Origin of the sequence: Capnocytophaga sp. oral taxon 902 (assembly GCF_013394735.1) — a bacterium.
Taxonomy (GTDB): domain Bacteria; phylum Bacteroidota; class Bacteroidia; order Flavobacteriales; family Flavobacteriaceae; genus Capnocytophaga; species Capnocytophaga ochracea.
Map to the genome: position 1 here is coordinate 1705957 of NZ_CP058261.1, position 26088 is coordinate 1732044.

Sequence of the window (26088 nt, forward strand, 5' to 3'; positions counted from 1 at the left end):
TAGAGTGCAAAGCTACAAAATAATTATCAATAAACAATTAATTATAAAGATATTTTTTAGTATAACCAATCCAATATATCAAACTGGCAGGAGCTACAAGAAAAGCGCCAGCAAAGGAAATGTCAGTTTATTCAACTTTGCCAAAGTTTAAAACCAAAACTGTAAGGAAGATTTATAACCTGTAAGTTCCACTAATAATTGCAATTTTAAGTAGTAATTTTTAGTAAAACTTTTATTTTTCAGAGGGTTGCCCCTTAGAGGCAAAACCCTCTGAGAAATAAAAAAAGAGAAAAAACTATAAAAGTCTTTTCTCTTTCAAAATAAATGCTTTTCTTTGTAAATGACAATGAAAGAATATAAGCATTTAAATTTGTTGCAAAGGTCGGTAATTTCTGCTTTAAAAGCAAGCGGAATCAAACAAAAAGATATTGCTCTTTATGCAGAGTGTAATCCCTCTACCGTCAGTCGAGAGCTGTCAAGAAACAAAACAAAGACAGGAAAATACAGTCCAAAAGTAGCTCAAGAAATCTCAGAAGAGCGTAAAGAACGTTTTAGGAAAGAATGTAAATTTACTAAAGAAATGAAAGTTTTTGTTATTAAGCATATCACTGAAGAACAGTGGTCTGTTGAGCAAATTGTAGGGTATTGTAAAAAAAATAGAATACCAATGGTTGGAAAAACAACTATCTATAATTTCATTCACCAAGACAAAGAAAACGGAGGCGAACTATACAAACACACTCGTCATCAGCTTAAGCATAGAAGTAGAGCATTGTACACTTGTAAAAAGAAAGTAGAAGATAAAAAGTCTATTGAAGAACGTCCTGAGGTTATAAGTCAGAAAACAGAGTTTGGACACTGGGAAATAGATTTAATTGTAGGAGCAGGAAATAAAGGAGCGATACTTACATTGGTTGAAATGACTACTAAAATGTTATTTATGAAAAAGTTAAAAGAAGGAAAGAAAGCAAAATCATTAGCAGATGAACTTATAGATATGACCTTGCCTTACAAAAACTATATAAAGACAATTACTGCTGACAATGGTAATGAATTTTCTGATTTTAAGCGAGTTGAAAAGAAATTGAGTCTACAATTTTTCTTTGCTCATCCTTATAGTTCTTGGGAGCGAGGTCTTAGTGAACACACCAATGGTCTTGTACGGCAATACATACCAAAAAACACTGATTTTAAAAATATTACAGATAAAGAAATTAAAGAATATCAATATAAAATTAATAATAGACCAAGAAAAGTATTAGATTTTGAAAAACTAAAAGGTTTATTCTATCAGAAAGTAATCTGAAAAATTGCACTTGATAAAGGAATTGGCGGGAATAAGAAAAACGGTGGGATTCTTTGTTAATTGAAAATTATATCGTACTTTTGTACTTTAAACATCATTAAAACTAAGTATGAATCTGAAAAATATATCGTTTAAGAAGCTACTTACACAAGGCGGTCTTGCGCTTGCTACCCTGCTATCACGGTTGTTAGAAGGCTGTATCGCTTTGGCTTCGATGGTATATAAATTACTACGTTATGCCTTAAAAGTGCTCTGGGCGGTATTTATCTTCGCTTTGCTTATAATTCCTTATGGTATCTTTAGACTTTACCAAGGATATAAGAATAGAAAAAACGCTCCGAAAAAGGAACAGGAACAGATAGTATATACGGGCAACATATTCCACCGCAGTTGGCAATGGTTGCGGGCTAAACCTTATCAGTTTTACCTCAAATGCATAGGTATACCGATTGGGATAGGCGTAGCAGGTATACTGTTGCTCATCTTGTTAATTTACTTTGGGGCTTTTGGCAGGTTACCCTCAGAGGAGGATTTGAAAGAGTTGCGCCAATCGGAAGCGAGTCTTGTTTACGATTACGAGAACCAATTGATAGGGAAATTTTATATCTTCGACCGTACTAAAATAGAATACAAGGACTTTCCTCCTTATCTTATCAACGCTCTTATCGCTACCGAAGACGAGCGTTTTTACTTGCACAAAGGGGTAGACACGAAGAGTTTGTTTAGGGTGTTCTTTAAATCACTGCTTTTGCAAGACGACTCATCGGGAGGGGGAAGTACTGTTACAATGCAGTTGGCTAAAAATATTTATGGGCGTGGACAGCGCTACGGGAAACTTTCGATGCCTATACACAAAATCAAAGAGATGATTATAGCCAGACGCATAGAAAAGGTATACAGCAAGGAGGAAATCTTGACGCTTTACCTCAATACTGTGCCTTTCAGCGATAATACTTACGGGATAGAAAGTGCGGCGCAACGATTCTTTGACAAATCGGCGAGAGACCTTACGCTTAATGAAGCGGCTACGCTTATCGGTACGCTTAAAGCGACGAATAGCTATAATCCGCGTACCTCACCCAAGCGCAGTGAAGAGCGTCGGAATGTGGTGTTGGCACAGATGAAGAAAAACAACTTGCTGACCGAAGACGACTTTAAAGTTCATACAAGAGACACTCTTAAAACTACGGCAACTACCGCTGAAAAAGATGGTGTAGCGCCTTATCTTGTAGAGCAAATACGCTTATTATTACCTGAACTGCTGAAAGACGTGAAGAAGCCAGACGGTTCGGCTTATAATATCTATAAAGATGGATTGCGCATCTATACGACCATTGACAAGACAATGCAGGAATATGCTGAGAAAGCAGTGGAAAAGCATTTGACATCGTTACAACAAGATTTTGAACAGACCTATGGCAAACGTGCTCCTTGGAACTTGGACAGTGACTGGTTTAAGGAGGAAGTGAAGAAGTTGCCTGCTTATAAAGAACTTGAAGAGCAAAAACTCTCGGAAGCGCAGATATGGGCGAAGCTGAGTGAGAAGAAGCCAATGGATTTATCTTTCTATACCGAAGACAGCATCAAAAGGCATAGTACATTGGACAGTTTGTCGCGTTTTATACGCATATTAAACACGGGATTTGTGAGTGTAGAGCCTCAAACAGGGGCAATTAAAACTTATGTGGGTGGGGCAGACTTCCGCTACTTTAAGTACGACCATATCCTACAAAGCCGTCGCCAAGTGGGCTCAGTTTTTAAACCGATAGTATACGCTACTGCCTTAGAGATGGGAATGCCTGTGTGCACGCACTTTTCGCCTCTGCCTTTGACCTATGCTGATTACGAATATTGGTCGCCACGCAACGCTTCTAAGACTGACGATGACCCTAACATATATTACTCAGTATGCAAGGGATTACGAGAATCGTTGAACACCATAGCTGTACAAACGCTCTTTTATGCGGGGCTAAAGAATGTGATAAAGAAAACACGACAGTTAGGCATCACTTCTCCCCTACCGAATGTGCCTTCGATAGCATTGGGTTCGGCTGAACTATCGGTGATAGAAGTAGCTAAGGCTTATACGGCTTTTGCGAACAAAGGAGTGCCTGTAGAGCCTTATTTTATCACCCGAATAGAGAACAAAAAAGGAGAAGTAATATGGGAACGCAAACCTAAGGTTTTAGCTCCTGCACTGAGTGAACGCACTGCGCAAATAATGATACAGATGATGCGCTCGACCGTGAACGAAGGTACCGCATCACGTATGCGTGGACAATACGGACTTACCAATGACCTTGCGGGTAAAACAGGTACGACCCAAGACAATAAAGACGGTTGGTTTGCGGGAATGCTCCCCAACCTTGTAATGATTACGTGGGTGGGTAACGACCAGCAGATAGGTTTTAAAAGTACGCGTTTGGGACAAGGAGCTAACTCGGCATTGCCTATTGCTGCCTTATTTGTATCGCAACTGAACCGCAACAGCAAGTATAAAGACCTAACGCGAGCTACTTTTAAGGTAAGCGAAGAGATACGTACGGAGGTAACTGAATGTGAGCCTACTGTACGCGAAGGTTTCTTTGACCGCCTTTTGAGCAGTACTGCCAAAGATACCATAAGAGCAGGAGATGTGCATTATCGGATTTATGAGCGCAAAGGTAAGCTACACAATGTGGAAGATGAGGAAGATATATCGGTAGACGATGTGGTAAATCCTGCAAATGCACCTGCACCAGCACCAAGCACTCAAACAGCTACACAGGAGGGAAAAGAAAAGAAAAAAGGGCTTTTGGATAGGATTTTTAGTCGTAGCACGACAGGCGATTAGTCGTAGCACGACAGACAATTGAATGAGGAAATTAGGGAATGAGAAAATTAGCAAATGAGGAAATGAGAAAGGATAAGATTTTAAGAGAGGCAATAAAATATTGAGATAACTAAAGACTAACAAATTAAAACTAATATAGATGAAAAGAATAGTATTTTTAATGGTGTCGTTCATCTTGATGACACCTTACATAAACGCACAAGAGAAAAAGAAGTTTGCTGTGAGAACCGTTGCTTTTTACAACGTTGAGAACCTTTTCGACACGATTAATGACCCTCATAAGTTTGATGATGACCGCACTCCTGAGGGAGCTGACCGCTGGACGAGTAAAGTGTATAACGACCACGTACACAAGATAGCCAAAGTAATTTCGGAGATAGGAAGTGATGTTACCAAACACGCCCCCGATATAGTAGGTCTTGCCGAAATAGAAAACGAAGCGGTAGTGAGAGACCTTATCAATACCGAATATTTGAAGAGATATAATTATGGGATTGTACATTACGAATCACCCGACGCTCGTGGGGTGGATGTAGCTCTCATCTACAAAAAAAGCGTGTTTAAACCTACTGCTTCATTTCCACACCCTTTATACCTCACCAAAGATGACGGGAAGCCTCTTTACACTCGCGACCAACTGTTAGTAAGTGGTGAATTGGACGGTGAAATGATTCATTTTATAGTAAACCACTGGCCTTCACGTTTTGGAGGAGAAGCTAAAAGTAGACCCAGTCGTGAAAAAGCGGCGGCTTTGAACAAGAAAATTATAGATTCACTCCTCAGCAAAGACCCTAATGCTAAAGTGATAGCAATGGGTGACTTTAACGACGATCCTATTAACTCAGGCTTTAAGAATGTGTTAAAAACCAAAGACAAAAAAGAAGATGTAAAACAAGGAGAGCTATTTAACCCTATGGAGGCTATGCTGAAAAAAGGAATGGGAACGTTAGCCTATCAGGACGGCTGGAATCTTTTTGACCAGTTTTACTTTACTTATGATTTGCTAAAAGAAGACAAGAGCAGTTACCGCTACTGGAAAACGGGGATATTCAATCGCTCGTATTTGGCTAACCCCAAAGGGCGCTATAAGGGATATCCTTTCCGCAGTATGAGCAATGGCAATTACACTTGGGGATACTCAGACCACTTCCCGGTGTATATGTACCTTATCAGAGAACTGAAATAAGGCTATAAGAATATTTATGTTAGCAATTGAGAGGCTACCCGAAGAGTTTAAAATATTTTCGGGTAGCCTCTCGAACTTTTCTATTCTTCTCTCACCTCTGTTGTCTCCTGAGTAGGTGCTTCTACAGGTGCTGTACTCTCAGGCTGAGGTGCAATTATAGGAGGCTCTTGCTCCTGTAAAGGTCTGTTTTTAGAAAGTTTAAAACCTACACCTACCGAAATGGCAAAGTAATAACTTTGAGCGTCTTTAAAGTTTAGATAAGGTGTAGGTTCTTGATTGGTGAGAGGCGATAGATTGGTAGAAAAACGACCATCTACGGTAAGGATGATTTTAGGAAATTCCCACATTACACCTCCTCCTAAATGCAAATTCATCACAACACTACTGAAATGTGAGGTGATATCATACTTTTCACTGTATTGTTTCTCGGAATAAGAGGCTAAAAGTAAGAATTTAGGAGCTACTCCTATTTGTCCAAAGCCCCTAAATTTCTTTTTACCTTCTATTTGTAGTAAAATAGGTACTTCCAAACAATCAAAACGAATAAAATGACGGTCGGATAGTTTTAAATCAGAACCTTCAGGACGAAAAGGAATAGCTTCGCGTTTGTACATCACTTCGGGTAAGAATACCCAATGGGTCTTGAGCGGAAGGCGGAAGAATACGCCTGTATTAAAAACTCCTGAATGCCCAAAGTACTCTATATTATAGCTTTCATTGGCTGTTTTAGGAGTTATAACGCTTACCGTTGCCAAAGGATTATTAAGTTTTACCCCTATGGCTGTCTGAGAAAAACCGAGTGTAGCAACACTCAAAAAAACGATGGTGATTAAAAAACGTTTCATAATATATGTTGTTAAAAATTAAAAATCTTGTTCTTGTGATGTATTCACCTCAGCAGGAATGCTATCATTAGTAATTGTTGGGAGCTCTTCTTGAGGAATAGTTCTCATCTTTTTAGAGAGTTTGTAGCCTGCGCCTAACGAAATACCAAACACAAATGTTCTCGCTTTATCAAAATTGATATATTCTGTACGGCTTCCCGATGCTAAGTTCGTTATATTGGTAGAAAAACGGGCATCAACTGTATAAATCCATTTAGGGCGCTCAAATAGCACACCTCCTCCAATATGTCCTATCAACATCACTGTATTAAATTGGGAACTCCCTCCGTAAGTAACATTTTTAGAGGCATCATAAAAAGAAGAAGAGAAGAGAATTTTAGGTGAGAAACCTACAAAACCAAAACCTCTAAACGCTTTCTTACCTTCGTATTGTACTAAGAAAGGCACGTCCAAGTATTCAAACCTATAATAAGAATCTTTGCTGCTGTTCTCTATTCTAAAACGCACAGCTTCGTGCTTAAAAAGCAATTCACTTTGTAATACCCAACGCTCTTTTAAAGGAATACGAACGAAGCCTCCAAGGCTAACAAAGGCATTGTAGGTTTTCAGATCAACATTGACTGTTGTATATAAAGGAGTTATTAGGCTAACAGCTGATAGAGGATCCGTTACTTTTATCCCTATAGCCGTTTGCGCAAAGCTAAATGTAGTAACACTTAAAAAAATGATGATGATTAAAAAACATTTCATAATATATGTTGTTAAAAATTAAAAATCTTGTTCTTGTGATGTATTCACCTCAGCAGGAATACTATCTTTGATAATAATTGGGAGCTCTTCTTGAGGAGTAGCCCTTTCTAAAGGCAATACTTTCTTTTTAAAAGGCTTGTAACCTGCCCCTAAAGAAAACGCAAAATAATAGCTTTGTGCCTTAGTGAAATCAATATCAGGGGTGTTCTTTTCAGAAGTAAGTGGTGTAAGGTTGGTAGCGAGTCTTCCATCAGCAGTAAAAACCCAATCTCTTCTGTTCCATGAAACACCTCCCCCAACATTTAAATTGAGAACAACCCTATTAAAAGAGCTCGTAACATTATGGTCGCCTTTTTCCAAAACAGCAGAATACTTTGCTGAAGTTAAGAATTTAGGAGCCACTCCTAATTGGGCAAACCCTCTTACGGTGCGCTTTCCTTCCCATTGTAACAAGATAGGGACCTCAGCATACCAAAATTTATATACTCCGCGATCAGAGAGAAGTTCTTCTATTGTTTCCTCTTGATGAAAAAACCAAACCCCTTCACGCTTGAACAACACTTCGGTTTGTAGTGCCCAATGTGTTTTTAGAGGCATTCGCATAAAAGCTCCTATATTAAAAGCCCCTATATAAAACTCACCAAAAATACCTCCTCCGTTTCTAATCCCCTTAGGTGTATTTGCAATTTGATGTTTCATTACATTAACTGCTACAAACGGATTAGCAACTTTCACCCCTACGGCTATTTGGCTATAGCTAAATACCGAAATACTTAAAAGCATAGCAGTGATTAAAAAACGTTTCATAATATATTTAGTTAAAGATTATTCTTACCTCTTATCTGTTACCTAAGTCTAAGTATTTTTCAAAATAATCAGCGATGTCTTTGAGTTCTTGGCGGTAGTGATCGTCGTCTTTTTCGGTAAGGATACCATAGCCATAACGACGGAAGTCCTGTAGTATATCCGAAAATCGTTCGCTTGCGAGTTTGAGTGTGATATGCACGTTGTCTTCCGTGCGATTAGAGAGGTAAATCCCTAATACCTTACCTCCATTTCCTTCCACTATCTTACTAGTTTCAGTAAAAGAATAATTGTGAGCACTTTTCTCTAAGATGAGTATCCGACCCGCTTCTTGTATAAAAGGCGTTTTGGTGAGTTGTTGTATAAAGTCTCCCAAGTAGTAATAACCTATAAATTGCTGAGTCTCATTTATTACGGGGAGCATATCGGTGTGATAGGAAGCGAAAGCTTCTATTACGGTATCCCACGTAGCAGTTAGCGGCACAAAAAAGCGTTCTAACGCATACTGATAATCGGCTACTGTAGTTTCTTTATCTTCCTCATCTACTGCTTCTTTACGGAGTACCCCTATAAAAGTATTGCCTTCGCACACGGGCAAAGCTGAAAGCAAATGCGCCTCAAAAAGCAACTTTACTTCCTCTATTGAAGTATTAGGTTCTATGTATAAAAAATGTGTTGTCATATTCTTTGCTCTTATCTAATCAATAACAATCCGTTTTGATTTGCCCTTTGTTTTGGTAGTAGCTCAGCGGTTTTTCTAAATGCTCTCTACAAATCGCCTCTAAGACTTCGGTCACCGCTTTTTTCATTGCAACCGACCCGCATATCATTATAATTCCTTTGTTTTTAAGGAGTTTAGCAAAGAAAGAGGCTTCTCTTCGCAAGATGTCTTGCACGTAGAATTTATCCCCTTCACGCGAGAGAGCTTGCCAATAGTTGGCTATCTTTCCTTCGCGAGTAAACTGTTCTATATAAGGGCGGTAGATTTCCAAAGAGGCTTCACGGCGACAACCCCATATCAGGGTGATAGGTTTCTTTTGGGTATTTTCGGCTATCATTCCTATAAAGGGCGCCATCCCCGAACCATTGGCAATACAGACCACTTGAGGTGCTTTTTTAGGAAAATGGAAGTGTTTGTTGGCTACCAAAGCAGCTTGCAATGTATCGCCTATTTGCAAATTGTTCAGCAGGTTAGACACCACCCCTTGTGAATGTAACTTCACGCTCAACCACACATCTCCTTGGTATTTGGCAACCGAATAGAGTCGTTCGCGTCCATCTTCAGGGGTAATGCCCAAGAGGTCGCCAGATACAAAACTACTTTTTTGGGACGGGCGTAGCGCTATTAGGAAAATATCGTCGTCCATTACGGGCGTTTTCTCTGTTACCGTAAAAGAGAGCGGTTTGCGCTGAGGTTGTACGCTGAAATCATCAGGCAAAGCCAAAGAGAGCTTTTGCGTCATAGCCCAAGCCGTTGCCCACGCTTTAAACTGACCAAAATCTTGGTCGTTTACGGTATGCAAAGGCAGCACACATTCTGCTTGTGCAGTAGCCGACAATAGTTGGTCTACTTCTTTGGCATATTTGCAGAAATCGGGGTAAGTATCAGAGCCAAAGCCGAGTACGCTATACGCCAAAGGTTGTGCGGGGGGATATTTCGCCCATAAGTGTGCAAAGTGAGTCGCATTGATAGGTGCCTCGCCATCGCCATAAGTGCAAGTAAATACAATGAGTTGCTCTGCTTTAGCAAAACGAGTGTAGGCGTTCATATCGGTCAGGTAAGAACGTTTGCCTAAACGGAGGAGTTCGTTATGGAAAAGGATAGCAAACCTGCGGGTGGTGCCTCCTTCAGTGCCTACTAACACAATGTATTCACATTCGCTTTTATCAAACGGATTGTTGATGCCTTTCTTTCGTTTTCTGAGGGTCATCGCAAAACCAGAGTAGAGGAAGAACAACAGCGCCACACACGAGAGCAACAAGACGGTTGCCCAGAGGTAATGCCCTTTGCCGATGTGCAGGGTGCGCACCAAATACGCCAAGCCTTTGTAAGGAGAAGTGGAGGTGCTAATCACCTCACCCGTAAACTGATTGACTACTATATTTTTATCGATAAAATCTACTTTATAGACCTCTTCTACATCTTCAAAAGCAGGGAATTCCACTTGGCGTACTTCGGCGAGAGGTACTTGGAAAACGGGGAAGTCTTTAGCGGGTTTTACGGGTGTTTCTTGTAGTGTGCTAACATCGTAATTGTGTTCAGCTTTGAACTTAGGAAACACTTTCACGGTTTCGAGCATCATATACACCCCCGTGAGGGCAATGATAAAGATAGGCACGAGCACCCAGCGCCCCAGAGCACTGTGGTAATGATTGTAGAATTTCTCTTGAGGAAGTTTGTGGAAGAACCTGCCCCAGCGTTGCTGTTTGCGGGCGATGAGCCATATACCTGACAAGGCTACTACACACAAACACAAGGCTGTAAGCCCCATAATCACCCGTCCCGTTTTGCCCATATAGAGCGAGCGGTGTAGCGTTTTGACAAACTGTATAAACTTCGAGGGTTTGTAATCCCCTTTGATAACCTCCCCCGATTGCGGATGGATAAAGAGTTTTTCGCCCTCAGCTGTCTCTATTTGCACAAAGTGATTGCGGTCGATAGAGAGTTTGAGCACTTCTATATTCTTTTCCTTTAAAACGGCAATGGTTTGGGCAAGGGTAGTGCTTTCAAACGCTGCACTTTTGTAAGGTAACGTTTGATTATACACCGATTCACCAGCCAAGATAGCTCCCGTAAGAGCCCCCAGCAGTATGAATACCCCTGCTATCAGGGAAAATATTAAGTGAAGTTTACGCATAATAATTACGAATTACGAGAGACGAATTACGCAAAGGCGATTTGTTGATGTGTTAATTTGTTTGGCACGAGCTACAAGCTCGCACCAGCAGAGGGTCAATTAGTCGCAATCTGGTGCTATAGCTATATCGGTTTCTTCAATTTTTATTTCTTCAAGGCGTTTGAGTTTCTTTTCTTTTACAAAATCGTATAGATAGTAATAATCATCAAAAGATACTATAGCAATATTCCCTTTTACATATTCTATACTATTATATTTAGGTTCAGCTATTATTTCTCCTTTCAGATTGATAAGACCTATACCGCCATCAGTATAGTATTTGGCTACCCCATTTTTAAAGGAGCTTACCCCTCTATTAGTAAACTCAAACGGAATCACTACCTCATTTTTTAGGTTGATATACCCCCATTTACCATCTTTGCGTACTGGAGCCAATCCTTCGCTAAAATTACCGACTTCTTCATATTCTAACGGAATTATTACCTTGCCATAGCCATCTATATAGCCCCATTTACCCCCTTTTTTAACCGCGAAAATAGCATCATCACTCAAATTGTTTCTTAAAAGATTGTAGGTGTCTAACAAATTACCATTCAAATCATAGACCATATACTTACATTTCTTACGTACACCTACTATGTAAGTGTTGTCAGAAGGTTCAATCACATCGGCATCAAAATCTTGGATAACAGGTTCTCCTTTAAGGTTGATATATATGTAATCTCTCACTTCCATTACTTTAGCCAAACCTTGTCGAAAGGCAAAAGCATCTCTGTAGGTAGGAGGTATCACCCATTCATTTTTAGTATTGATATATCCCTCTTTGCCGTTCAATTCTGCTACAATAAGAATATTGTCGTCTATTTCATCGGTGTAAATCCAGTGATAGCTTATAGGGATAATTTCTTTTCCTTCAAGGTTAAAAAGACCTACTTTCCCATTAAGTTTTACGGTATACCCATTTTTGTTAGAGTTTATAAATGAATATTTTAAGGGGAGTATTATAGTGCCCTTTTCAGAAACTACCCCATACTTTTCATTCTTCTCAACAATAAATTGACCTTCACAACCAAATCTTATAGAGTTATAAGTTCCTTTAAGAATGGGTTGTAAATTTTCGTTATACACCGAACAGCCTTTTGCTTGCTTACAAGCAATGATGTATGGTTGTTTTTCTTTTATAGAATTAAAAGTAGGGGCTAACACTGTTTTTCCCTGCAAATCTACCAATCCTAACTTACCCTTTTCTTCAAAGATAAAGTATTTAGGTTGTGCCAAAGCCGTAAAGCTACACAGCAACAAGGTTAATTTTAATAAAAAATGGATTTTTTTCATAGTATTTTTTATTTACTGATTTATTAATTTGTTTGGCACAAGTTATAAGCTCGCGCCAGCGGTGAATTACTTATGTCTCTCTTTTTCCAATTTATAAGATGAATTAGTTTTTTTTGATAAAGAATTAATATACGCATTTTTTATAAAGAATTGTTCTCCTTTCATTATAATTTTGGATTCTTCGTCAAAATTAACACCTCCTATATTGTCCTCTATATTGCTAATATACAAAAATAAAGTATCTTTTTTCGAGATTCCAGATAATAGAAATCTCTGATATAATTGGTATCCTTTTGCTTCATAAACTATAGAATCTTTTGAGATATCAATCTTAATATCATAAATTTCTCTCCAATCATCATTATTTTGATTGAGTGTTAAAGTGTATTTTCCAAACCATTTACAATCTATCTTTTTTCGGAAAAGGATGTTATGATATAACATAAATTTTTCATTTAATTTTTGTTTTACTTCTTTAGAAGAATATAAATCTTCTTCTTTACTCACCTTAAGTTTTACATTCTTTGAAAGGTATATAGGTTTTTCATAAGAATAAAGAATATGATTAGCTTTTTTTAGTTGATCATTGAAGGTAAATGAATACCTCTCCTTTCCTGTTTCACCTAAAATTTCACTCTCTATAATAGAATCAAGAGTGATTTTATTGACATATAAATAGATTTGTTCTCCTTCTGTTGAACCATCTAATATAATAGTATCTTTCAGCTTTTGTAAAGAATTATTTTGATTATTTGTATGAGTATTCTTATTTTGGCTATTGCAAGATATAATAAATACTAAAAGTAGGTATATAACATATCTATAAAGGAATTTTTGTATGATCATTATTGTTATCAAAACGTGTTTAAACTTTTCTGAGGAACTTGGAGATAAACCCTATATCTCATTATCAAACTTTTATATCCGTCAAGCCAATCATTGGCTTGTTCAATCTTAAACCTATTTTTGTACAATTCTTCATTTTCAACTTTGGCAAAGTGTGAAACTTTGCCAAAGTGTAGTGACGCTTTTCTTACCTCTTACCTCTTATCTCTTACCTAACTCAAACCGTATTTTCTTTGCATTCTTTAGTGCCTCGTGGCTGATAAAATAGGATTTGTAAGGCTTCCCATCGATGTAAATATTCTTAATGTAAATGTTTTCAGGCGAAGCATTACTTTCTATTACTAAATCACCAGCAGGATAATACTGCGGATTGCGTTTGAGGGTGATTTTGGTAAACTTAGGCGAGGTGAAAGTATAGTTAGGCTCAGCTGGGGTGATAGGATAAAAGCCTGCCATTCCATAAATGAGCCAAGCCGACATTACGCCTGTATCTTCATTGCCTGGGAGTCCCGCAGGTTTGTTTTGAAAATACTCATTGATGAGTTGGTCTACTTTCTGTTGGGTCTTCCACTCCTTGCCTTTTAGGAAGTTGTAGAGATAAGGATAGGCAATATCGGGTTCGTTTGCCATATCGTACTGTTTACTGTCGAAAATATGGTCGAGTTGCTTTTCAAAAGGTTTTTCACCACCCATTAGCTTGATCATTCCTTTTACATCGTGGGTTACCATATATACGTATTGCCACGCATTGCCCTCGATATAGCCTACATTTTCTTCAAAGTTAGCCCCACTTTCGGGGTTGAAAGGTGTATACCACTTGCCATTGGCGTGACGCGGACGCAATAAATGGGTTTCTTTGTCAAATAATTTTCTATACGAATAGGCTTGTTTGTTAAACTTCTCGTAATCGGCTTTTTTACCTAATTTTTTAGCAATTTGCGCAATAGCGAAGTCGGCAGCATTGTACTCTTGGGTAGTAGATACAGGTCCTCTTACCCCTCCATCTACACTCAGGTAACCCAATTTCCAATACTCTTTCACCCCTGGGCGTATAGGGTTATTTTCAAGGGTATTCGCCCCTTTGAGCATCGCCTCGTAAGCTGTTTGTATATCAAAATCGGTAAGACCGCGCAAATAAGTGTCCGCTAATACTATGCTGGCAGGGTCACCCACCATCGTAAAGGTTTCGGTAGAGTTAAGCTCCCATTTAGGCAACCAACCGCTTTCTTTATAGATGTCGAGCATCGTGCGCACCATTTGCAGTTGCTGTTCGGGGTAGAGCAAGGTGAGTAGTTGGTGGTAATTGCGATAGGTGTCCCACAATGAGAATACCGTATAACGCTGGTGATTTTTGCCTAATTTGTTAGTCTTGCTCTCAGGGTAATCGCCATTCACATCGTTGAGGAGATTTGGGTGAATAAGCGCGTGATAGAGCGCTGTGTAGAATATCGTTTTTTGGTCGTCGGTACCGCCTTCTACGGTAGCGCGTAGGGCATCGTTCCACGTTTGGCGAGTAGTGGCATACACCTCATCGAAAGTGCGGTTGCCTATCTCTTTTTCAAGGTTTTCACGGGCGTTGGCTATGCTCACGTACGAAATACCCACTTTGAGTTCCACGACTTCATCTTTGTCGAATTTATAACGGAAATACGCCCCTATACTATCGCCTACTACCTCGCGGGCAAATTGTTCTTTGAAGCGTGTTTCGCCATTGTACCACATCCATTGGGCTTCCACCCCTTGATGTTTTTCGGGCGTATGCCAAACACCATAGGAAGGTGCTACTTTGCTTACTTTGGCTACAAAATACACTGGATAAGCTAGCTCTGGACTGTTATAGCAGAAAGTCCCTACCATACGCATTCCTTCCACCTCAGTAGGCGATACAAATTTGAGCATCGCGCCCTTTTCGTTGGTGAGTCCGAGTCCGAGATTGATGAGCAAATTAGCTTCTCCTTTAGGGAATTGATAACGAGTGATACCTGCGCGGGTGGTGGCAGTAGCTTCGGTTTTGATATTGTATTTAGTGAGGAAATTGCTGTAATAACCCGCTTTAGCGACTTCTTTTTGGTAAGTAGAGCCGTATTTTAAGTGATTTACCTCCAATTTACCAGTAGTAGGCATTGCGATAATCACCCCCAGTTCAGGGCAACCTACACCACTGAGGTTCACGTGAGTAAGCCCCGTGAAGAATTTATTTTCATTTACATAAGGGTTTGAAAGCCAACGACTGTCTTTTTCAAGCGGAGCTTTCACCCCCGTAGTATCGAAAGCTACATTGAAAGGCGAAATGCTAAGCATACCGCGGGGAGCAATTGCGCCAGGGTGCGTAGCACCAAAGTTAGAAGTACCAATAAGCGGATTGATATAATCCACAGGTTGTTGTTGTGCGTATATTGATAGAGCCACCCACAGAGTGGCAAAAGAAAGAAGTTTCTTCATTCGTTTAGAACTCTAAATGGTTAATCAGGCTACAAATGTACAACTATTTTTTAGAAGAAGCAACACTTAATAACTTATTATACGTTTCTATCAAGGCTTGCCATACCATTTCCCTATGATATCGTTGTTCTATCAAAGGTCTGCTATTACTCTTTAACTTATGATACAACGGCTTATCATCTAATAATAATTTCATTGCTTTTTGAAAAGCTTCTGTATTTTTAGGAGGAACGATAAGTCCGTTTTTGTTTTCTATAATAATTTCGTTACTACCGTTGATATCGGTTACAATACAAGGCAATTCCATAGCACCTGCCTCTAATACTACATTGGGGAAGCCTTCGCGATAACTTGGGAATACAAAACAGTTGGCTATTGCTAAATAAGGGTGTACGTCTTTTTGCTCTCCTACGGATATAATATCAGGGTCTGTATCTACGGCGCTTAATGTTTTAGTTTGCGGGGGGTCTAAATGTGCTTCTTGTCTGCCTACCAATAGCAGTTTTATAGGGCAAGGTGGCTGTTCTAAATAGTTTTGTTTTCATTCTGATAAGCTGTGTATTGTTTTCTTTCCCATAAGCTATAAGCAAATATTAAAAAAGCTAAAGAAAGTCCTTGTCTGATAATATTAATGGCTAAACTCTCTGCAAAAAACAATGACACGAAGGAGAAAAAAACAAAAAAAAGCATTCGTTTGGTATTTATTAATTAGGTTTTTCAAAGCATAGGCTATGATTCCGTAGAAAAGCCCTGCAACTATTAGTAAAAATACCGAAAAAGGAGTACCTATACTACTTAATCCTGCCATCAACCAGCTGAACATTACCTTTTTTTAGCACTTGGGGCACCGTTTATTTAAAATCTAACAAAAAGGACGTATTTTTATTTTTTGAGTATTGATAAACAACTTCTCAGAGAGAGTCTGAGTATATCGGAAGGAAACAGAAGAAATCGGAAGAGAGCTGAGAGAAAATTTGGTGAAAAAAGGGTGTTAGGAGGGTGGGGTTAGCTTATAGAGAGCTTATAGGAAGCTTATACGAATCTTGGACGATTGGTATAGAAAGGGTGTATAAGTAGTTGATTCATACTGTGATACAACAGCGCTAAAAATGTTAAAAGTAGGGTTTCGAGGCGAAAGAAAGAGGAAGAGGTGATAGGCCTTAGGGCATAGGCACTAGGGGGAAATAGGCTACACGGGCAGTTATAACTTTCGGCAAAAATCGTAGCACAATAAGTAAAAAAGCTGCTAAGCGAGGGCTTAACAGCTTTTTTTATTATTTATCCTGAATAGGTATGTACACTCATTTGTGCCGTTGGCAAGTAGTTAACGCCAAACCAGCAGATGAGCAACAGTATGAATGCGAGCCCTACGATAATAAAACTCTGAAAGGGTTTCTTTTCTTTGTGATTGTACTTGTGGTGGAGATATACCAAATAGCCGAGCCAAGTGATAAACGCCCAAGTTTCTTTAGGGTCCCACGTCCAATAGTGTCCCCAAGCTTCTTTTGCCCAAAGGGCTCCAAAAAGCAATCCAAAGGTGAGGAATACATAACCTATTTTTACAAGTTGATCGATAACAATGAAAATTGATTGTACTTCTTGTCCTTTTTTATAGCGATAAATACCATAAAAAGCAGTGAGAGAAGCCATACCCAACATCGCATAAGCAAAAATATACACGATTACGTGTGGAATGAACCACACGCTCTGCAAGGCAGGCATTAGGGCTTTGTTCATTGTATCGGGGTGGGTGTAGGTAAGTACTACAAACACAATCCCCATTACAGCCGAATAGCTGAGCATCCACTTTTGGCGATAGAGCCAATAGATAGCACAGCCTATGAGCCCCATAAAGAATGCATACCAAATACGCGTTTCGGCAAGTGTGCGCAAGGGCGGGCGGTCTAAGTTTTGCCATAAGGCAACAATAAAACCTCCTATGGTTAAGGTAGCTATCAAGTGAGCTGCAATACTCACTCCTCTAAGCGCTTTGCTCTTGCTGTAGATAAGCGTACCTGAAAGTAGCCACAAAGCTACTGTGATATATGTTATAAGATTAAAATAATGCCACATTTTTAATTAACAATTGACAATTAATAATTAACAACAGCGTTAGCCGTTACTTGTTAGCTGTTTTAGTTTTTACTTCAAAGAGTAGAGCAATACCGCCAGCAAGTAGTAAGAAAATTCCTACATAAACGACAGGTAACCAAGGGTCGGAGATGAGTTCGACGACACTAAGTTCTGACCAACGTCCCATACGTTCATCGTAACTCAATTGGTAGATACGCCAACCATCTACACTGATAGGGTGATTCACCTCTATTTTTTCTTCTAAAACTTCTTGTTTCCCTTTTTGGTATACTAATACCTCAGATTGGAATTTACGTGCTTCGGCAGGAGCCATTACCAAGGTATGTTCATCGTCCAAATGAATGGCACGAGGTGAAAATTGGAAGTTACCTGCAGAAATCCAATCGGTTTTCTTTTTGTGAGTACGAAGGTCTTCTACGGTTACCTTAGCCGCATTGGTCGCACCCCACATCGTGTGATTGATGTAAGTACTATCGGTATCGGGAATAGCTTTTTCGAGATATTGGTGAAGAGTAATTTTCCAGTTCAACAGGGTTGCATAGTCACCTTCCTTTTCTAACATAAAGCCTTGAGGTTTTTCGTGAGGTAGTGCTGAACCTGTACTATCAATTACAAATAGTTTGTTAGGATAAATATCAATACTGAACTTTTTGAGTTCCATTGCAATGGGGAGTTCTACCATTTGATTATCTTCGGTAGTAGCGCGCCATTCGAGTTTATCCTTATAGAGGTTCATTTTCAGACGTATAATATCTCCCTGACCTAATACGCCAGCGAACATTGTAAGCCATAAGCCAAAGTGGTTAAGAAGGAAAGGTATGTTTTTGCGTTGGTAGACCATCGAGCGTTTTAGGATAGAAAACCAGAGGTTCATCAGTGCCAATACGAAGATAATGCCGAAGTACCAAGTTTTGGTAAGGTCGTCTAAGCCCAATTTGCCCACAAAGCTATGAGCTACCTCTTGAGGATTTACGTTGATGCTCCCCAAACCAATGGTGAGTACCCCAAGGGTTACGACCGTAACAATAGCAAAAGGCGCTGATGAAAAGCGCACGATAAAATTTGTTTTTCTAAAAATAAAATATACAGCTGTAGTGAGTACCACAAAGGCAAAGCCTCCTATTACATTGTAAGGAAAGCTAAACCAGCTTTTGCTGATACTTCCTAAGGTAAGTTGTAGTATCAGCCCTATGATAAGGGAAATGCACGCTACGAGAATAGCGAAGGGATATTGTTTCATAGTTAGGTAAGAGATAAGAGGTAAGAAATAGGGGCGAATGTAATTCGCCCCTACTCGTTCATTTGTCATTCGTAATTCGTTAATTACTTTTGGGTTACTAAGCGTCCTTTTTCTTTAGCTTCTTTAATCCATTTAGGAACGATAGTTTCTAAGAATCTTTTCTTAGCAGCTTCTTCTTTAGGGATATCTAAGCCTATTTCTTTCTGAGCCTTAGCTTTAGTGCTGATATCAGGCATCACGAAAGCGGTTTTGATGTTTAGTTTTTCTTTAAGCACATCTAAATTATTTTCAGCTTGATAAGCATAGATAAGACCATCGCTAAGGAGGCGTTCAGATTCGATAGGAGCGTGGAAAGCGGCACCGTGTGAAGAGTGTACCATATCCCAACGCCATTGTGATTTGCGGATAAGTGCCAAAGTAGGTTTCATTTGTTCTTCAGTAGCACCGTTATCCCACAAGAATTTAGCTTTAAAGTGTACTTTTGCTAATTGTTTTTCGAGTTTCATACGCATACCATATACAGCATCTTGGCGATCGTATACGTTTTTCACCAATTCTTCTTCACTTTGGCGGTGACAAGTTTGGCAACTTGCTGATACGTTACGCAAAGGGCTACTGATTTGGTGATCGGTGAATTTCACAGCACCATCAGTTTTGTAAGGCATATGGCAATCGGCACAAGAAACGCCGCGTTGTCCGTGAATACCGAGTTGAGAAAGTTCATAGTCGGGGTGTTGTGCTTTAAGGATAGGAGTACGGCTAAGTGAATGTACATAGTCAGTCCAACCTTCTGCATCGTAGTACTCTTCCATCTTTTCAACAGTCATACCTTTATCCCAAGGGAAAGTAAGATATTTTTTATCACCTTTGAAGTAGTACTCTACGTGGCATTGCGCACACACAAGAGAACGCATCTCTTGGTGAGTAGCTTTATTGATATCGCGACCTTGACGTTTGAAGGCTTCTTGTAAAGCCAATTGGCTTACTTGCAATTTCATAGTTTTAGTATCGTGACAAGTAGCGCAACCGATAGGATTTACGATTTGGCTACCCCATTGATCCCAAGGAGCGCTGTAATAAGTTTCAGCACCTACTTCTTTAATTAAGCGAGGCACATCAGGGCTTTTACAAGTCCAGCAAGTACCTGGTTGAGGGGAGTGGGTAGAATCGGTAGGAGCGCCTGTACGGAGGGTTTTAGTAACGTCTTCAATAGCGTGCATATGTCCGCGTGGAGCGTTATATTCCTTAGAGAAAGCATAACCAGCCCAAAGGATTACCATTTCGGGGCGCAAAGCGAGCAAATCATCATCATTACTACTCATATACTTAGAGCGGAAAGTAGTGTCGGCAGTAGTTGCCCACGAAGCGTATTCACGAGGATAGAACGGTTCGTAAAGCTCGTTGCGGCATTCACCTTCTTTAAGGTTATTACCACCTCTAGCTATTAACTGAGCTTCTGTAGATCTGTTCATTATCGAATTAGCCAATAGACCTAATAAAAAGGTAACCACTGCTAATAAACCTGCAATTAACCAATGTTTCTTTTTCATCGCTGTATAAATTATATTTCGTTTTTTTAATTATTTGATTTTTCTCTGTTTTTCACCATTTTGTCAAGCCAATCGGGAGTGTTGCTCGGCATATTGTCTACAATAGGCACAGGTGAATGAGGAGCAGCATTAAGCCCTCTCACACGGCTGTGAGGTACTTCGCGGTGGCAGTCCCAGCACAATTTACCGTTATCAGCGTGTGCCATTTTAGCAGTCACCTTGCCCGCTTGCACTTCACTTACCAAAGTACTATGGCAACGAATACAATTTTCTTGTACCACTGTTTGCCCTGGAGTGTGCATCTTAATCACTTGTGGTTCCATACGGAAGGTGAACATTGTAGCGTGGCGAAGTCCGTCGTTCGCTTTGAAATAGTATTTGCGAAAAACGTTGTCGTGAGGCACGTGACAATCGTTACACACAGTATTGCGACCGTGCGAAGAGTGCATCCACGTAGCGTACTCAGGCTCCATAATATGGCAGTTCACACACGCCTTGGGGTCGTCAGACAGATAGGTATATGCTTTGGATATATAGAAAATATACCCGCAAAGCCCTATCAGTATCCCTACTAACGAGGGAATTAAGAAACGAAACCATCGTCCTTTTTTAGTAGATGGGGTGTTGTTATCTGTTGTCGCCATTATATAAAAAATATTTTTTTCGTTGCTTTTCGTTGCAAATGTAAAATAGTTTCCTTACATTTGCAAAAGAAAATAAAGATATATCCTTATTTTATTGTAATTCTAAATAAGAAAACTTGTATTTATGACTTATTTTCAGCATTTTAACCTATTTTAAACGTAAAATATTTTAAAAACACTATACCAATGAAAAAACATTTATTATCATTTTTTGCTTTGGGTACCGCTTTCGTTTTGTACCCCTCTTTAGCAACTGCGCAGGTAGAAAATCCTCCTGCTCCTAATGAAGGTGTTCCTCCTCCACAACCTCCTATGGAAGAGATGATGACACCACCTCCTCCGCCACCTGCCGATAACGAGTTCACGCTATCAGCACAAATTCGTCCGCGTTTCGAGTACCGCAATGGGGCATATCGCCCTTTAGTAGAAGGTGAATCGCCTGCTATCCTCACCAACAACCGCGTGCGCTTAAACTTCGACTATAAGCATAGCGACCGCCTACATTTGTACGTTTCTCTCCAAAACGTGAACGTTTGGGGGCAAGCGCAACAAGTACAAGCCGTCGATAAAACAGGCGGTATGTCGGTTTTCGAGGCTTACGCCGAATTCCCTCTCATTAACACCCTTAGCGCAAAAGTAGGTAGACAAGTGATTGCACTGGACGACGACCGTATTTTCGGCTCTCTCGATTGGCACCCTGCCGGACGTAGCCACGATGCAGTGAACCTCAATTGGACACCTTCCGAAAAGTGGACACTTCGCGGTTTCTTTGCTTATAACCAATCGGGAAGTACCACGACCCCTACTCTAAATGTAAATACTCCGAGCGGACAGAATTTTACTCCAGGATTGGGTCAGGATTATCAACACTTGCAAGCTCTTCACGCGCACTATAGCATCAGTGAAGCGCACCAATTGTCGCTCTTGTTTGCTAACTTAGGTTACCGTACTGATGATAGTGCTGACCAAAATATGCAAACTTTCGGTGCGCACTACACTGGCAAAAGTAACCAGTTGAGCTATGGTGCTTCGGCTTATTTGCAAACGGGTAAAAATGCAGGAGGCACTGAAAAGAGTGCTTATATGTTTGCAGTAAATGCTGGCTACAAGTTTTCTCCTATCTTTGGCTTAACTGCTGGAGTAGATTACCTCAGTGGCAACGCTTCTGATGACACTTCGGGTAAAGACAAGAAATTCAATCCATTCAGCGGTACCAACCACAAGTTCTACGGCTTTATGGATTATTACTATGTAGGTTTCACTTCTTCTGTAGGTTTGCTCAATCCTTATCTCACTGCCAATGTGCGTACTGGCGAAAAGAGCAACCTCAGCGCTACTTATCACTTCTTTGCACCCGCAGCTAAGTTCGAAACTGATAAGAAGCACAGTAGTCTCGGTAGTGAAATCGACTTAGTGTACAGCTTAAAAGTACAACCTTTTATAGGATTGCAAGTAGGTTACTCTACTTATTTTGCTAACGATGGCACTAAAGCCCTCAAAGGTACTGCTAACCAACGCGGTTACCAAGACTGGTTCTGGTGTAGCCTAAACATCAATCCTAAATTGTTCTCTGCGATATTTTAATTGTATTGAACTATAATAAAAAGAGGTAAGAATTGCCATAGCATTCTTACCTCTTCTTTTTTGCTAAATTGTTCACTACATCTCTCTCCTATCTTCGCTTTACCTTCTCCTTTCCGTCGCTACATTCCCCCTATTACCTCCGTCATTCGTCATTCGTTCCTCGTCATTCGTTCTCTTTTCCGTCATATTCCCCCTAGTGCCTATGGCCTAAGACCTAGTGCCTCTTCCTCTTTCTTTCGCCTCGAAACCCTGTTTTTTCTATTTTTAACCTTGTTGTATCATATTATGAATCAACTCTTTATACACCCTTCCTATACCAATCGTCCAAGATTCGTATAAGCTTCCTATAAGCTCTCTATAAGCTAACCACACCCTCCTTACAGCCTTTTTTCATCAAAAGACCCCTTAGTCTCCTTCTGAAAATTTCCGTTTCCTTCCGAATCCTCCTAATAGTCCCAACATATCGCTTTTTCATCTCAAACTTTGGCAAAGTTTTAAACTTTGCCAAAGTTAAATGAACTAACAATATTTACTCATTCTCTCATTTTCTAATTCCCTCAATTTTTTATTCTTTTTTGCTCTCAGAAATATCTAACAATCAAAATATTGCATTTTCTTGTAGTACTTTTGACGTAGTACGTCATTTCGTTAATTTTTCATTGTAGTAGTTTTGACGTAGCTCTTTTTTTGGAGACAAAAGAAACTTTTAGCAATTTTGCGGTGAAAAAAATCAACAACATATGGAAATAAAGAAAATATTGTTTTTCTTCCTGATGTTTTCTCTAACCGTTACCCTGCACGCTCAGCAAATTACCGTACAAGGTACCGTTTATGAAGAAGGGACTAAAAACCCCATTCCAGGAGCAAACGTAATTGTAAAGGGTACTACCCAGGGTACTTCTACCGACTTCGAAGGGCACTATACACTTCCCAATGTGCCCTCCAATGCCGTCTTAGAAGTCAGCTTCGTAGGTATGCAGACCCAAAATGTAAAAGTAGCAGGACGCTCCCGCATTAATGTTACTTTAAGAGAAAATACCCAAGAGCTCAAAGAAGTAGTAGTGATTGGGTATGGAGCCGCTCAGAAACGAGACCTCACGGGCTCTATCGCTAGCCTCAAAACCGATGAATTTGCTGACCGTCCATCTGCCAACCCCTTAGCCTCTATACAAGGGAAGGTAGCTGGCGTACAAATCGTCAATACAGGGCGTGCAGGGCAAGACCCCGAAATCCGTATTCGCGGTACAAACTCTATCAATGGCTATACACCTCTGTACGTAGTCGATGGGCTCTTTACCGATAATATCAACTACCTCAACCCGCAGGATATCGAGTCTATGGAAATCCTCAAAGACCCTTCGTCTCTCGCAATCTTCGGGGTTCGTGGTGCCAATGGGGTGATTATCATTACCACCAAAAAAGCCAAAAAAGGACAAACAGTCGTAAACATCAATTCTTCCGTAGGATTAAAAGTTATCAACGACCGTATTGCAATGACTGATGCCGAAGGCTTTAAAACTCTCTACAACGAGGATATGGCTAATAAAGGTGCTACACCGTTTGATTATACGCACTATCAAGCCAATACCGATTGGCAAGACCAAATCTTCCAGCGTGCCTGGGTGTACAACCATAATGTGAGTGTCGCCACTTCTGGTGAAAAAGGACGCTTCTATATGGGCGCTGGCTATACCGATGAAGAGGGCTCTATCAAGCACGAAAAGCTCTCTAAACTCACCCTCAACCTCAGCAGCGATTACAACGTAACCGATTATCTGCGCTTTGGCTTCCAAGCCAATGGTTCTCGCACCCTCCCTATCGATGCCAAAGGGGTAGCAAGTGCTCTAAAAGCGGCTCCTATTGTAGCCCCTTACGACACTCAATCGGGTTTGCTAAATATAATGCCTAACTTCCAGCGTGCCCAAGTGTGGAATCCGCTTATCGATGTCGAAACACGTGCCAATCACAACAAAGGTTTGAATCACCGTTTGGCGGGCAATGTATATGGTGAACTCGATTTCCTTAAAAACTTCACCTTTAAGGCTACCCTTTCTATGGATTACCGCATAGGCGAAAACCGCGAATATTCCCCTATCATCTGGGTTTATAACCCCGATACCCAAAAGAAAGAAAACCTCAACGAACGCGAAACGATTAATCAGAGTAAATCTACCACCATTGCTACCCAGCAGGATTATATCCTTACCTACAAAAAACAAGTGGCAAAACACAACCTTACCTTTATGGGAGGGCTTACCACCAATTACACCGAACACAGTTCGCTATCAGGCTCTCGCTATCAAAATATCAAAGATATAGTGTTTGGCATTCCCGAAAATACCGATAAGTGGTGGTTGTCATCAATTGGGGGTAGCAATATGAGCAATGGTTCTGGTCAGTATCGGCGTTTTACAATGTCGTATTTAGTACGTGGTTTGTACAATTACGACAACCGTTATCTCCTCAATGCTTCTTTCCGCCGCGATGGTGCCTCCGTATTTCACCGCTTAGGCAATACGTGGGATAACTTCTATTCCTTCGGGGCTGGCTGGGTGCTCAGCGAAGAAGCCTTTATGAAAAACCAAAAAGTGGTAGATTACCTCAAACTTAAAGGATCTTGGGGCGTTTTAGGTAACCAAAACACTGGCGGACGTAACTATCCTACTTACCCTCTGCTCACCAATTCGGGCAGTGCTGTATTCGGCGACCGTATCGTTACGGGCTATGCACCTGCTTATTTAGTGCAAAACTTAGGTTGGGAAAAGACCTATGCGTGGGAAGCTGGTGCTGAATTCCGCTTCTTGGGCAATCGCCTCAGTGTAGAACCTGTTTACTATCACAAGAAAACCAAAGACCTTATCGTGCTACTCAGTGGCTTAGCAGGAGCAAAAAACTCTTTGGAAAACCTCGGCGAAATTGAAAATAAAGGGTGGGAGATTTCAGCCTCTTGGCAAGACCAACGCAAAGAAAGTGGTTTTAGCTATGGTGTAAATGCCAATATCACCACAATTGATAACAAAGTGCTTTCACTTGGTAGAGGAGAAAAAGATGCACTTTACGAAGGCTATCAAAACGTAGCGCGCACGTTGGAAGGCTACCCTATTGGGCACTTCTACGGCTATAAAGTGAAGGGCGTGTATCAAACTTTTGAAGATATCGACACCTCACCTACCAACAATATCGCTACCGTAAAACCTGGTGATCTCAAATTTGAAGATGTGAACGGCGATGGTGTAATCGATAGCAAAGACCGCACGATGATAGGTAACCCTACCCCCGATTTCACTTATGGATTTAGTGTAAATCTCGGCTACAAAGGCTTCGACCTCACTGCCGAATTTATGGGAGCTTATGGCAACGAAATCTACCGCGGTTGGGGCGAAGTAGGCTATGCAATTCTCAACTACCAAGCCCACCGTTTAAACCGTTGGCACGGCAAAGGCACTTCCAATTGGGAGCCTATTATAGATAACGGTCGCGCTATCAACCGTGAAAACTCCTCTTATTACATTGAAGACGGTAGCTTTTTCCGCCTCCGCAACGTGCAATTGGGCTATAGCTTGCCACAAGAAGTAGTACAACGCTTCAAAGTACAGAAATTGCGCTTCTATGCCAACGTACAAAATCTCAAAACTTGGCATAAAAACACAGGCTATGTTCCCGAAATAGGAGGTAGTGCCTTATCTTTCGGTATCGATACTGGCACCTACCCTATGCCAATGATTGTTACCTACGGGGTGAACCTTACATTTTAATTAACAATTGATAATT

General features: G+C 40.4%; 18 protein-coding genes. 5 read left to right on the forward strand and 13 right to left on the reverse strand.

The genetic code is table 11. The features are described 5' to 3' along the window. The first annotated feature begins 346 nt into the window (after positions 1-346). The 3 genes from HW278_RS07285 to HW278_RS07295 all read left to right on the forward strand — a co-directional run bounded on the left by HW278_RS07285 (position 347) and on the right by HW278_RS07295 (position 5325). A complete protein-coding gene (locus tag HW278_RS07285) occupies positions 347-1306 on the forward strand; it encodes an IS30 family transposase (protein WP_255493554.1) in 960 nt (319 codons plus the stop codon). A 109-nt stretch (positions 1307-1415) separates the two neighbouring features. After that, entirely contained in the window at positions 1416-4139 is a 2724-nt protein-coding gene (locus HW278_RS07290; protein WP_178977418.1) for a penicillin-binding protein 1A, read from the forward strand. Positions 4140-4278: 139 nt separating this feature from the next. Next, complete coding sequence (locus HW278_RS07295; protein ID WP_009419258.1) at positions 4279-5325, forward strand: endonuclease/exonuclease/phosphatase family protein; 1047 nt, start codon at positions 4279-4281, stop codon at positions 5323-5325. An 80-nt stretch (positions 5326-5405) separates the two neighbouring features. Here the strand turns inward: HW278_RS07295 and HW278_RS07300 are convergent, their stop codons facing one another. The 13 genes from HW278_RS07300 to nrfH form a co-directional block, all read right to left on the reverse strand. Continuing rightward, on the reverse strand, positions 5406-6170 hold the full coding sequence (locus HW278_RS07300) for a porin family protein (protein ID WP_178977419.1): 765 nt from the start codon (positions 6168-6170) through the stop codon (positions 5406-5408). 18 nt (positions 6171-6188) lie between these two features. Next, on the reverse strand, positions 6189-6920 hold the full coding sequence (locus tag HW278_RS07305; RefSeq protein WP_178977420.1) for a porin family protein: 732 nt from the start codon (positions 6918-6920) through the stop codon (positions 6189-6191). An 18-nt stretch (positions 6921-6938) separates the two neighbouring features. Then, positions 6939-7727 (reverse strand): porin family protein, encoded by a 789-nt coding sequence (locus HW278_RS07310; RefSeq protein ID WP_178977421.1) that lies wholly within the window; start codon positions 7725-7727, stop codon positions 6939-6941. Positions 7728-7758: 31 nt separating this feature from the next. Beyond that, on the reverse strand, positions 7759-8406 hold the full coding sequence (locus HW278_RS07315) for a CBS domain-containing protein (protein ID WP_178958215.1): 648 nt from the start codon (positions 8404-8406) through the stop codon (positions 7759-7761). Between the two features lie 19 nt (positions 8407-8425). Beyond that, positions 8426-10582 (reverse strand): PepSY domain-containing protein, encoded by a 2157-nt coding sequence (locus HW278_RS07320; protein ID WP_178977422.1) that lies wholly within the window; start codon positions 10580-10582, stop codon positions 8426-8428. A 99-nt stretch (positions 10583-10681) separates the two neighbouring features. Continuing rightward, positions 10682-11917 carry a WG repeat-containing protein gene (locus HW278_RS07325; RefSeq protein ID WP_178977423.1) on the reverse strand — a complete coding sequence of 412 codons (1236 nt, stop codon included), beginning with the start codon at positions 11915-11917 and terminating at the stop codon, positions 10682-10684. A gap of 66 nt (positions 11918-11983) precedes the next feature. Further along, positions 11984-12763, reverse strand: coding sequence for a hypothetical protein (locus HW278_RS07330; protein ID WP_178977424.1), 780 nt, complete (start codon positions 12761-12763; stop codon positions 11984-11986). A gap of 201 nt (positions 12764-12964) precedes the next feature. Continuing rightward, the gene (locus HW278_RS07335; RefSeq protein WP_178977425.1) at positions 12965-15205 is read right to left on the reverse strand and encodes a GH92 family glycosyl hydrolase; all 2241 of its coding nucleotides are present in this window, start codon (positions 15203-15205) and stop codon (positions 12965-12967) included. A 43-nt stretch (positions 15206-15248) separates the two neighbouring features. Next, a complete protein-coding gene (locus HW278_RS07340) occupies positions 15249-15713 on the reverse strand; it encodes a glycosyltransferase (protein WP_410493730.1) in 465 nt (154 codons plus the stop codon). A gap of 770 nt (positions 15714-16483) precedes the next feature. Further along, positions 16484-17278: a cytochrome c biogenesis protein CcsA gene (gene ccsA, locus HW278_RS07345; protein ID WP_178977426.1), complete on the reverse strand. Its 795-nt coding sequence runs from the start codon at positions 17276-17278 to the stop codon at positions 16484-16486. Positions 17279-17324: 46 nt separating this feature from the next. Beyond that, positions 17325-18539, reverse strand: a complete 1215-nt coding sequence (locus tag HW278_RS07350; RefSeq protein WP_178977991.1) for a cytochrome c biogenesis protein ResB — start codon at positions 18537-18539, stop codon at positions 17325-17327. A gap of 83 nt (positions 18540-18622) precedes the next feature. Further along, a complete protein-coding gene (nrfA, locus tag HW278_RS07355; protein ID WP_178977427.1) occupies positions 18623-20089 on the reverse strand; it encodes an ammonia-forming cytochrome c nitrite reductase in 1467 nt (488 codons plus the stop codon). A gap of 26 nt (positions 20090-20115) precedes the next feature. Beyond that, entirely contained in the window at positions 20116-20733 is a 618-nt protein-coding gene (gene nrfH, locus HW278_RS07360) for a cytochrome c nitrite reductase small subunit (RefSeq protein WP_009409942.1), read from the reverse strand. Positions 20734-20919: 186 nt separating this feature from the next. Here nrfH and HW278_RS07365 point away from each other — a divergent pair, with 186 nt between their 5' ends. Together HW278_RS07365 and HW278_RS07370 are read left to right on the forward strand one after the other, a co-directional pair. Further along, a complete protein-coding gene (locus HW278_RS07365; RefSeq protein ID WP_178977428.1) occupies positions 20920-22317 on the forward strand; it encodes an alginate export family protein in 1398 nt (465 codons plus the stop codon). Positions 22318-23057: 740 nt separating this feature from the next. Next, the gene (locus HW278_RS07370) at positions 23058-26072 is read left to right on the forward strand and encodes a SusC/RagA family TonB-linked outer membrane protein (protein ID WP_178977429.1); all 3015 of its coding nucleotides are present in this window, start codon (positions 23058-23060) and stop codon (positions 26070-26072) included. The last annotated feature ends 16 nt before the right edge of the window (positions 26073-26088 follow it).

Excerpts from the sequence above, each read along its gene's own strand:
- HW278_RS07290 (WP_178977418.1), top strand. The coding sequence starts at position 1,416 with ATGAATCTGAAAAATATATCGTTTAAGAAGCTACTTACACAAGGCGGT.
- HW278_RS07350 (WP_178977991.1), bottom strand. The coding sequence starts at position 18,539 with ATGAAACAATATCCCTTCGCTATTCTCGTAGCGTGCATTTCCCTTATC.
- HW278_RS07320 (WP_178977422.1), bottom strand. The coding sequence starts at position 10,582 with ATGCGTAAACTTCACTTAATATTTTCCCTGATAGCAGGGGTATTCATA.
- HW278_RS07295 (WP_009419258.1), top strand. The coding sequence starts at position 4,279 with ATGAAAAGAATAGTATTTTTAATGGTGTCGTTCATCTTGATGACACCT.
- HW278_RS07315 (WP_178958215.1), bottom strand. The coding sequence starts at position 8,406 with ATGACAACACATTTTTTATACATAGAACCTAATACTTCAATAGAGGAA.
- HW278_RS07305 (WP_178977420.1), bottom strand. The coding sequence starts at position 6,920 with ATGAAATGTTTTTTAATCATCATCATTTTTTTAAGTGTTACTACATTT.
- HW278_RS07285 (WP_255493554.1), top strand. The coding sequence starts at position 347 with ATGAAAGAATATAAGCATTTAAATTTGTTGCAAAGGTCGGTAATTTCT.
- HW278_RS07310 (WP_178977421.1), bottom strand. The coding sequence starts at position 7,727 with ATGAAACGTTTTTTAATCACTGCTATGCTTTTAAGTATTTCGGTATTT.
- nrfA (WP_178977427.1), bottom strand. The coding sequence starts at position 20,089 with ATGAAAAAGAAACATTGGTTAATTGCAGGTTTATTAGCAGTGGTTACC.
- HW278_RS07365 (WP_178977428.1), top strand. The coding sequence starts at position 20,920 with ATGAAAAAACATTTATTATCATTTTTTGCTTTGGGTACCGCTTTCGTT.
- HW278_RS07370 (WP_178977429.1), top strand. The coding sequence starts at position 23,058 with ATGGAAATAAAGAAAATATTGTTTTTCTTCCTGATGTTTTCTCTAACC.
- ccsA (WP_178977426.1), bottom strand. The coding sequence starts at position 17,278 with ATGTGGCATTATTTTAATCTTATAACATATATCACAGTAGCTTTGTGG.
- HW278_RS07335 (WP_178977425.1), bottom strand. The coding sequence starts at position 15,205 with ATGAAGAAACTTCTTTCTTTTGCCACTCTGTGGGTGGCTCTATCAATA.
- HW278_RS07300 (WP_178977419.1), bottom strand. The coding sequence starts at position 6,170 with ATGAAACGTTTTTTAATCACCATCGTTTTTTTGAGTGTTGCTACACTC.
- HW278_RS07325 (WP_178977423.1), bottom strand. The coding sequence starts at position 11,917 with ATGAAAAAAATCCATTTTTTATTAAAATTAACCTTGTTGCTGTGTAGC.
- HW278_RS07330 (WP_178977424.1), bottom strand. The coding sequence starts at position 12,763 with ATGATCATACAAAAATTCCTTTATAGATATGTTATATACCTACTTTTA.
- nrfH (WP_009409942.1), bottom strand. The coding sequence starts at position 20,733 with ATGGCGACAACAGATAACAACACCCCATCTACTAAAAAAGGACGATGG.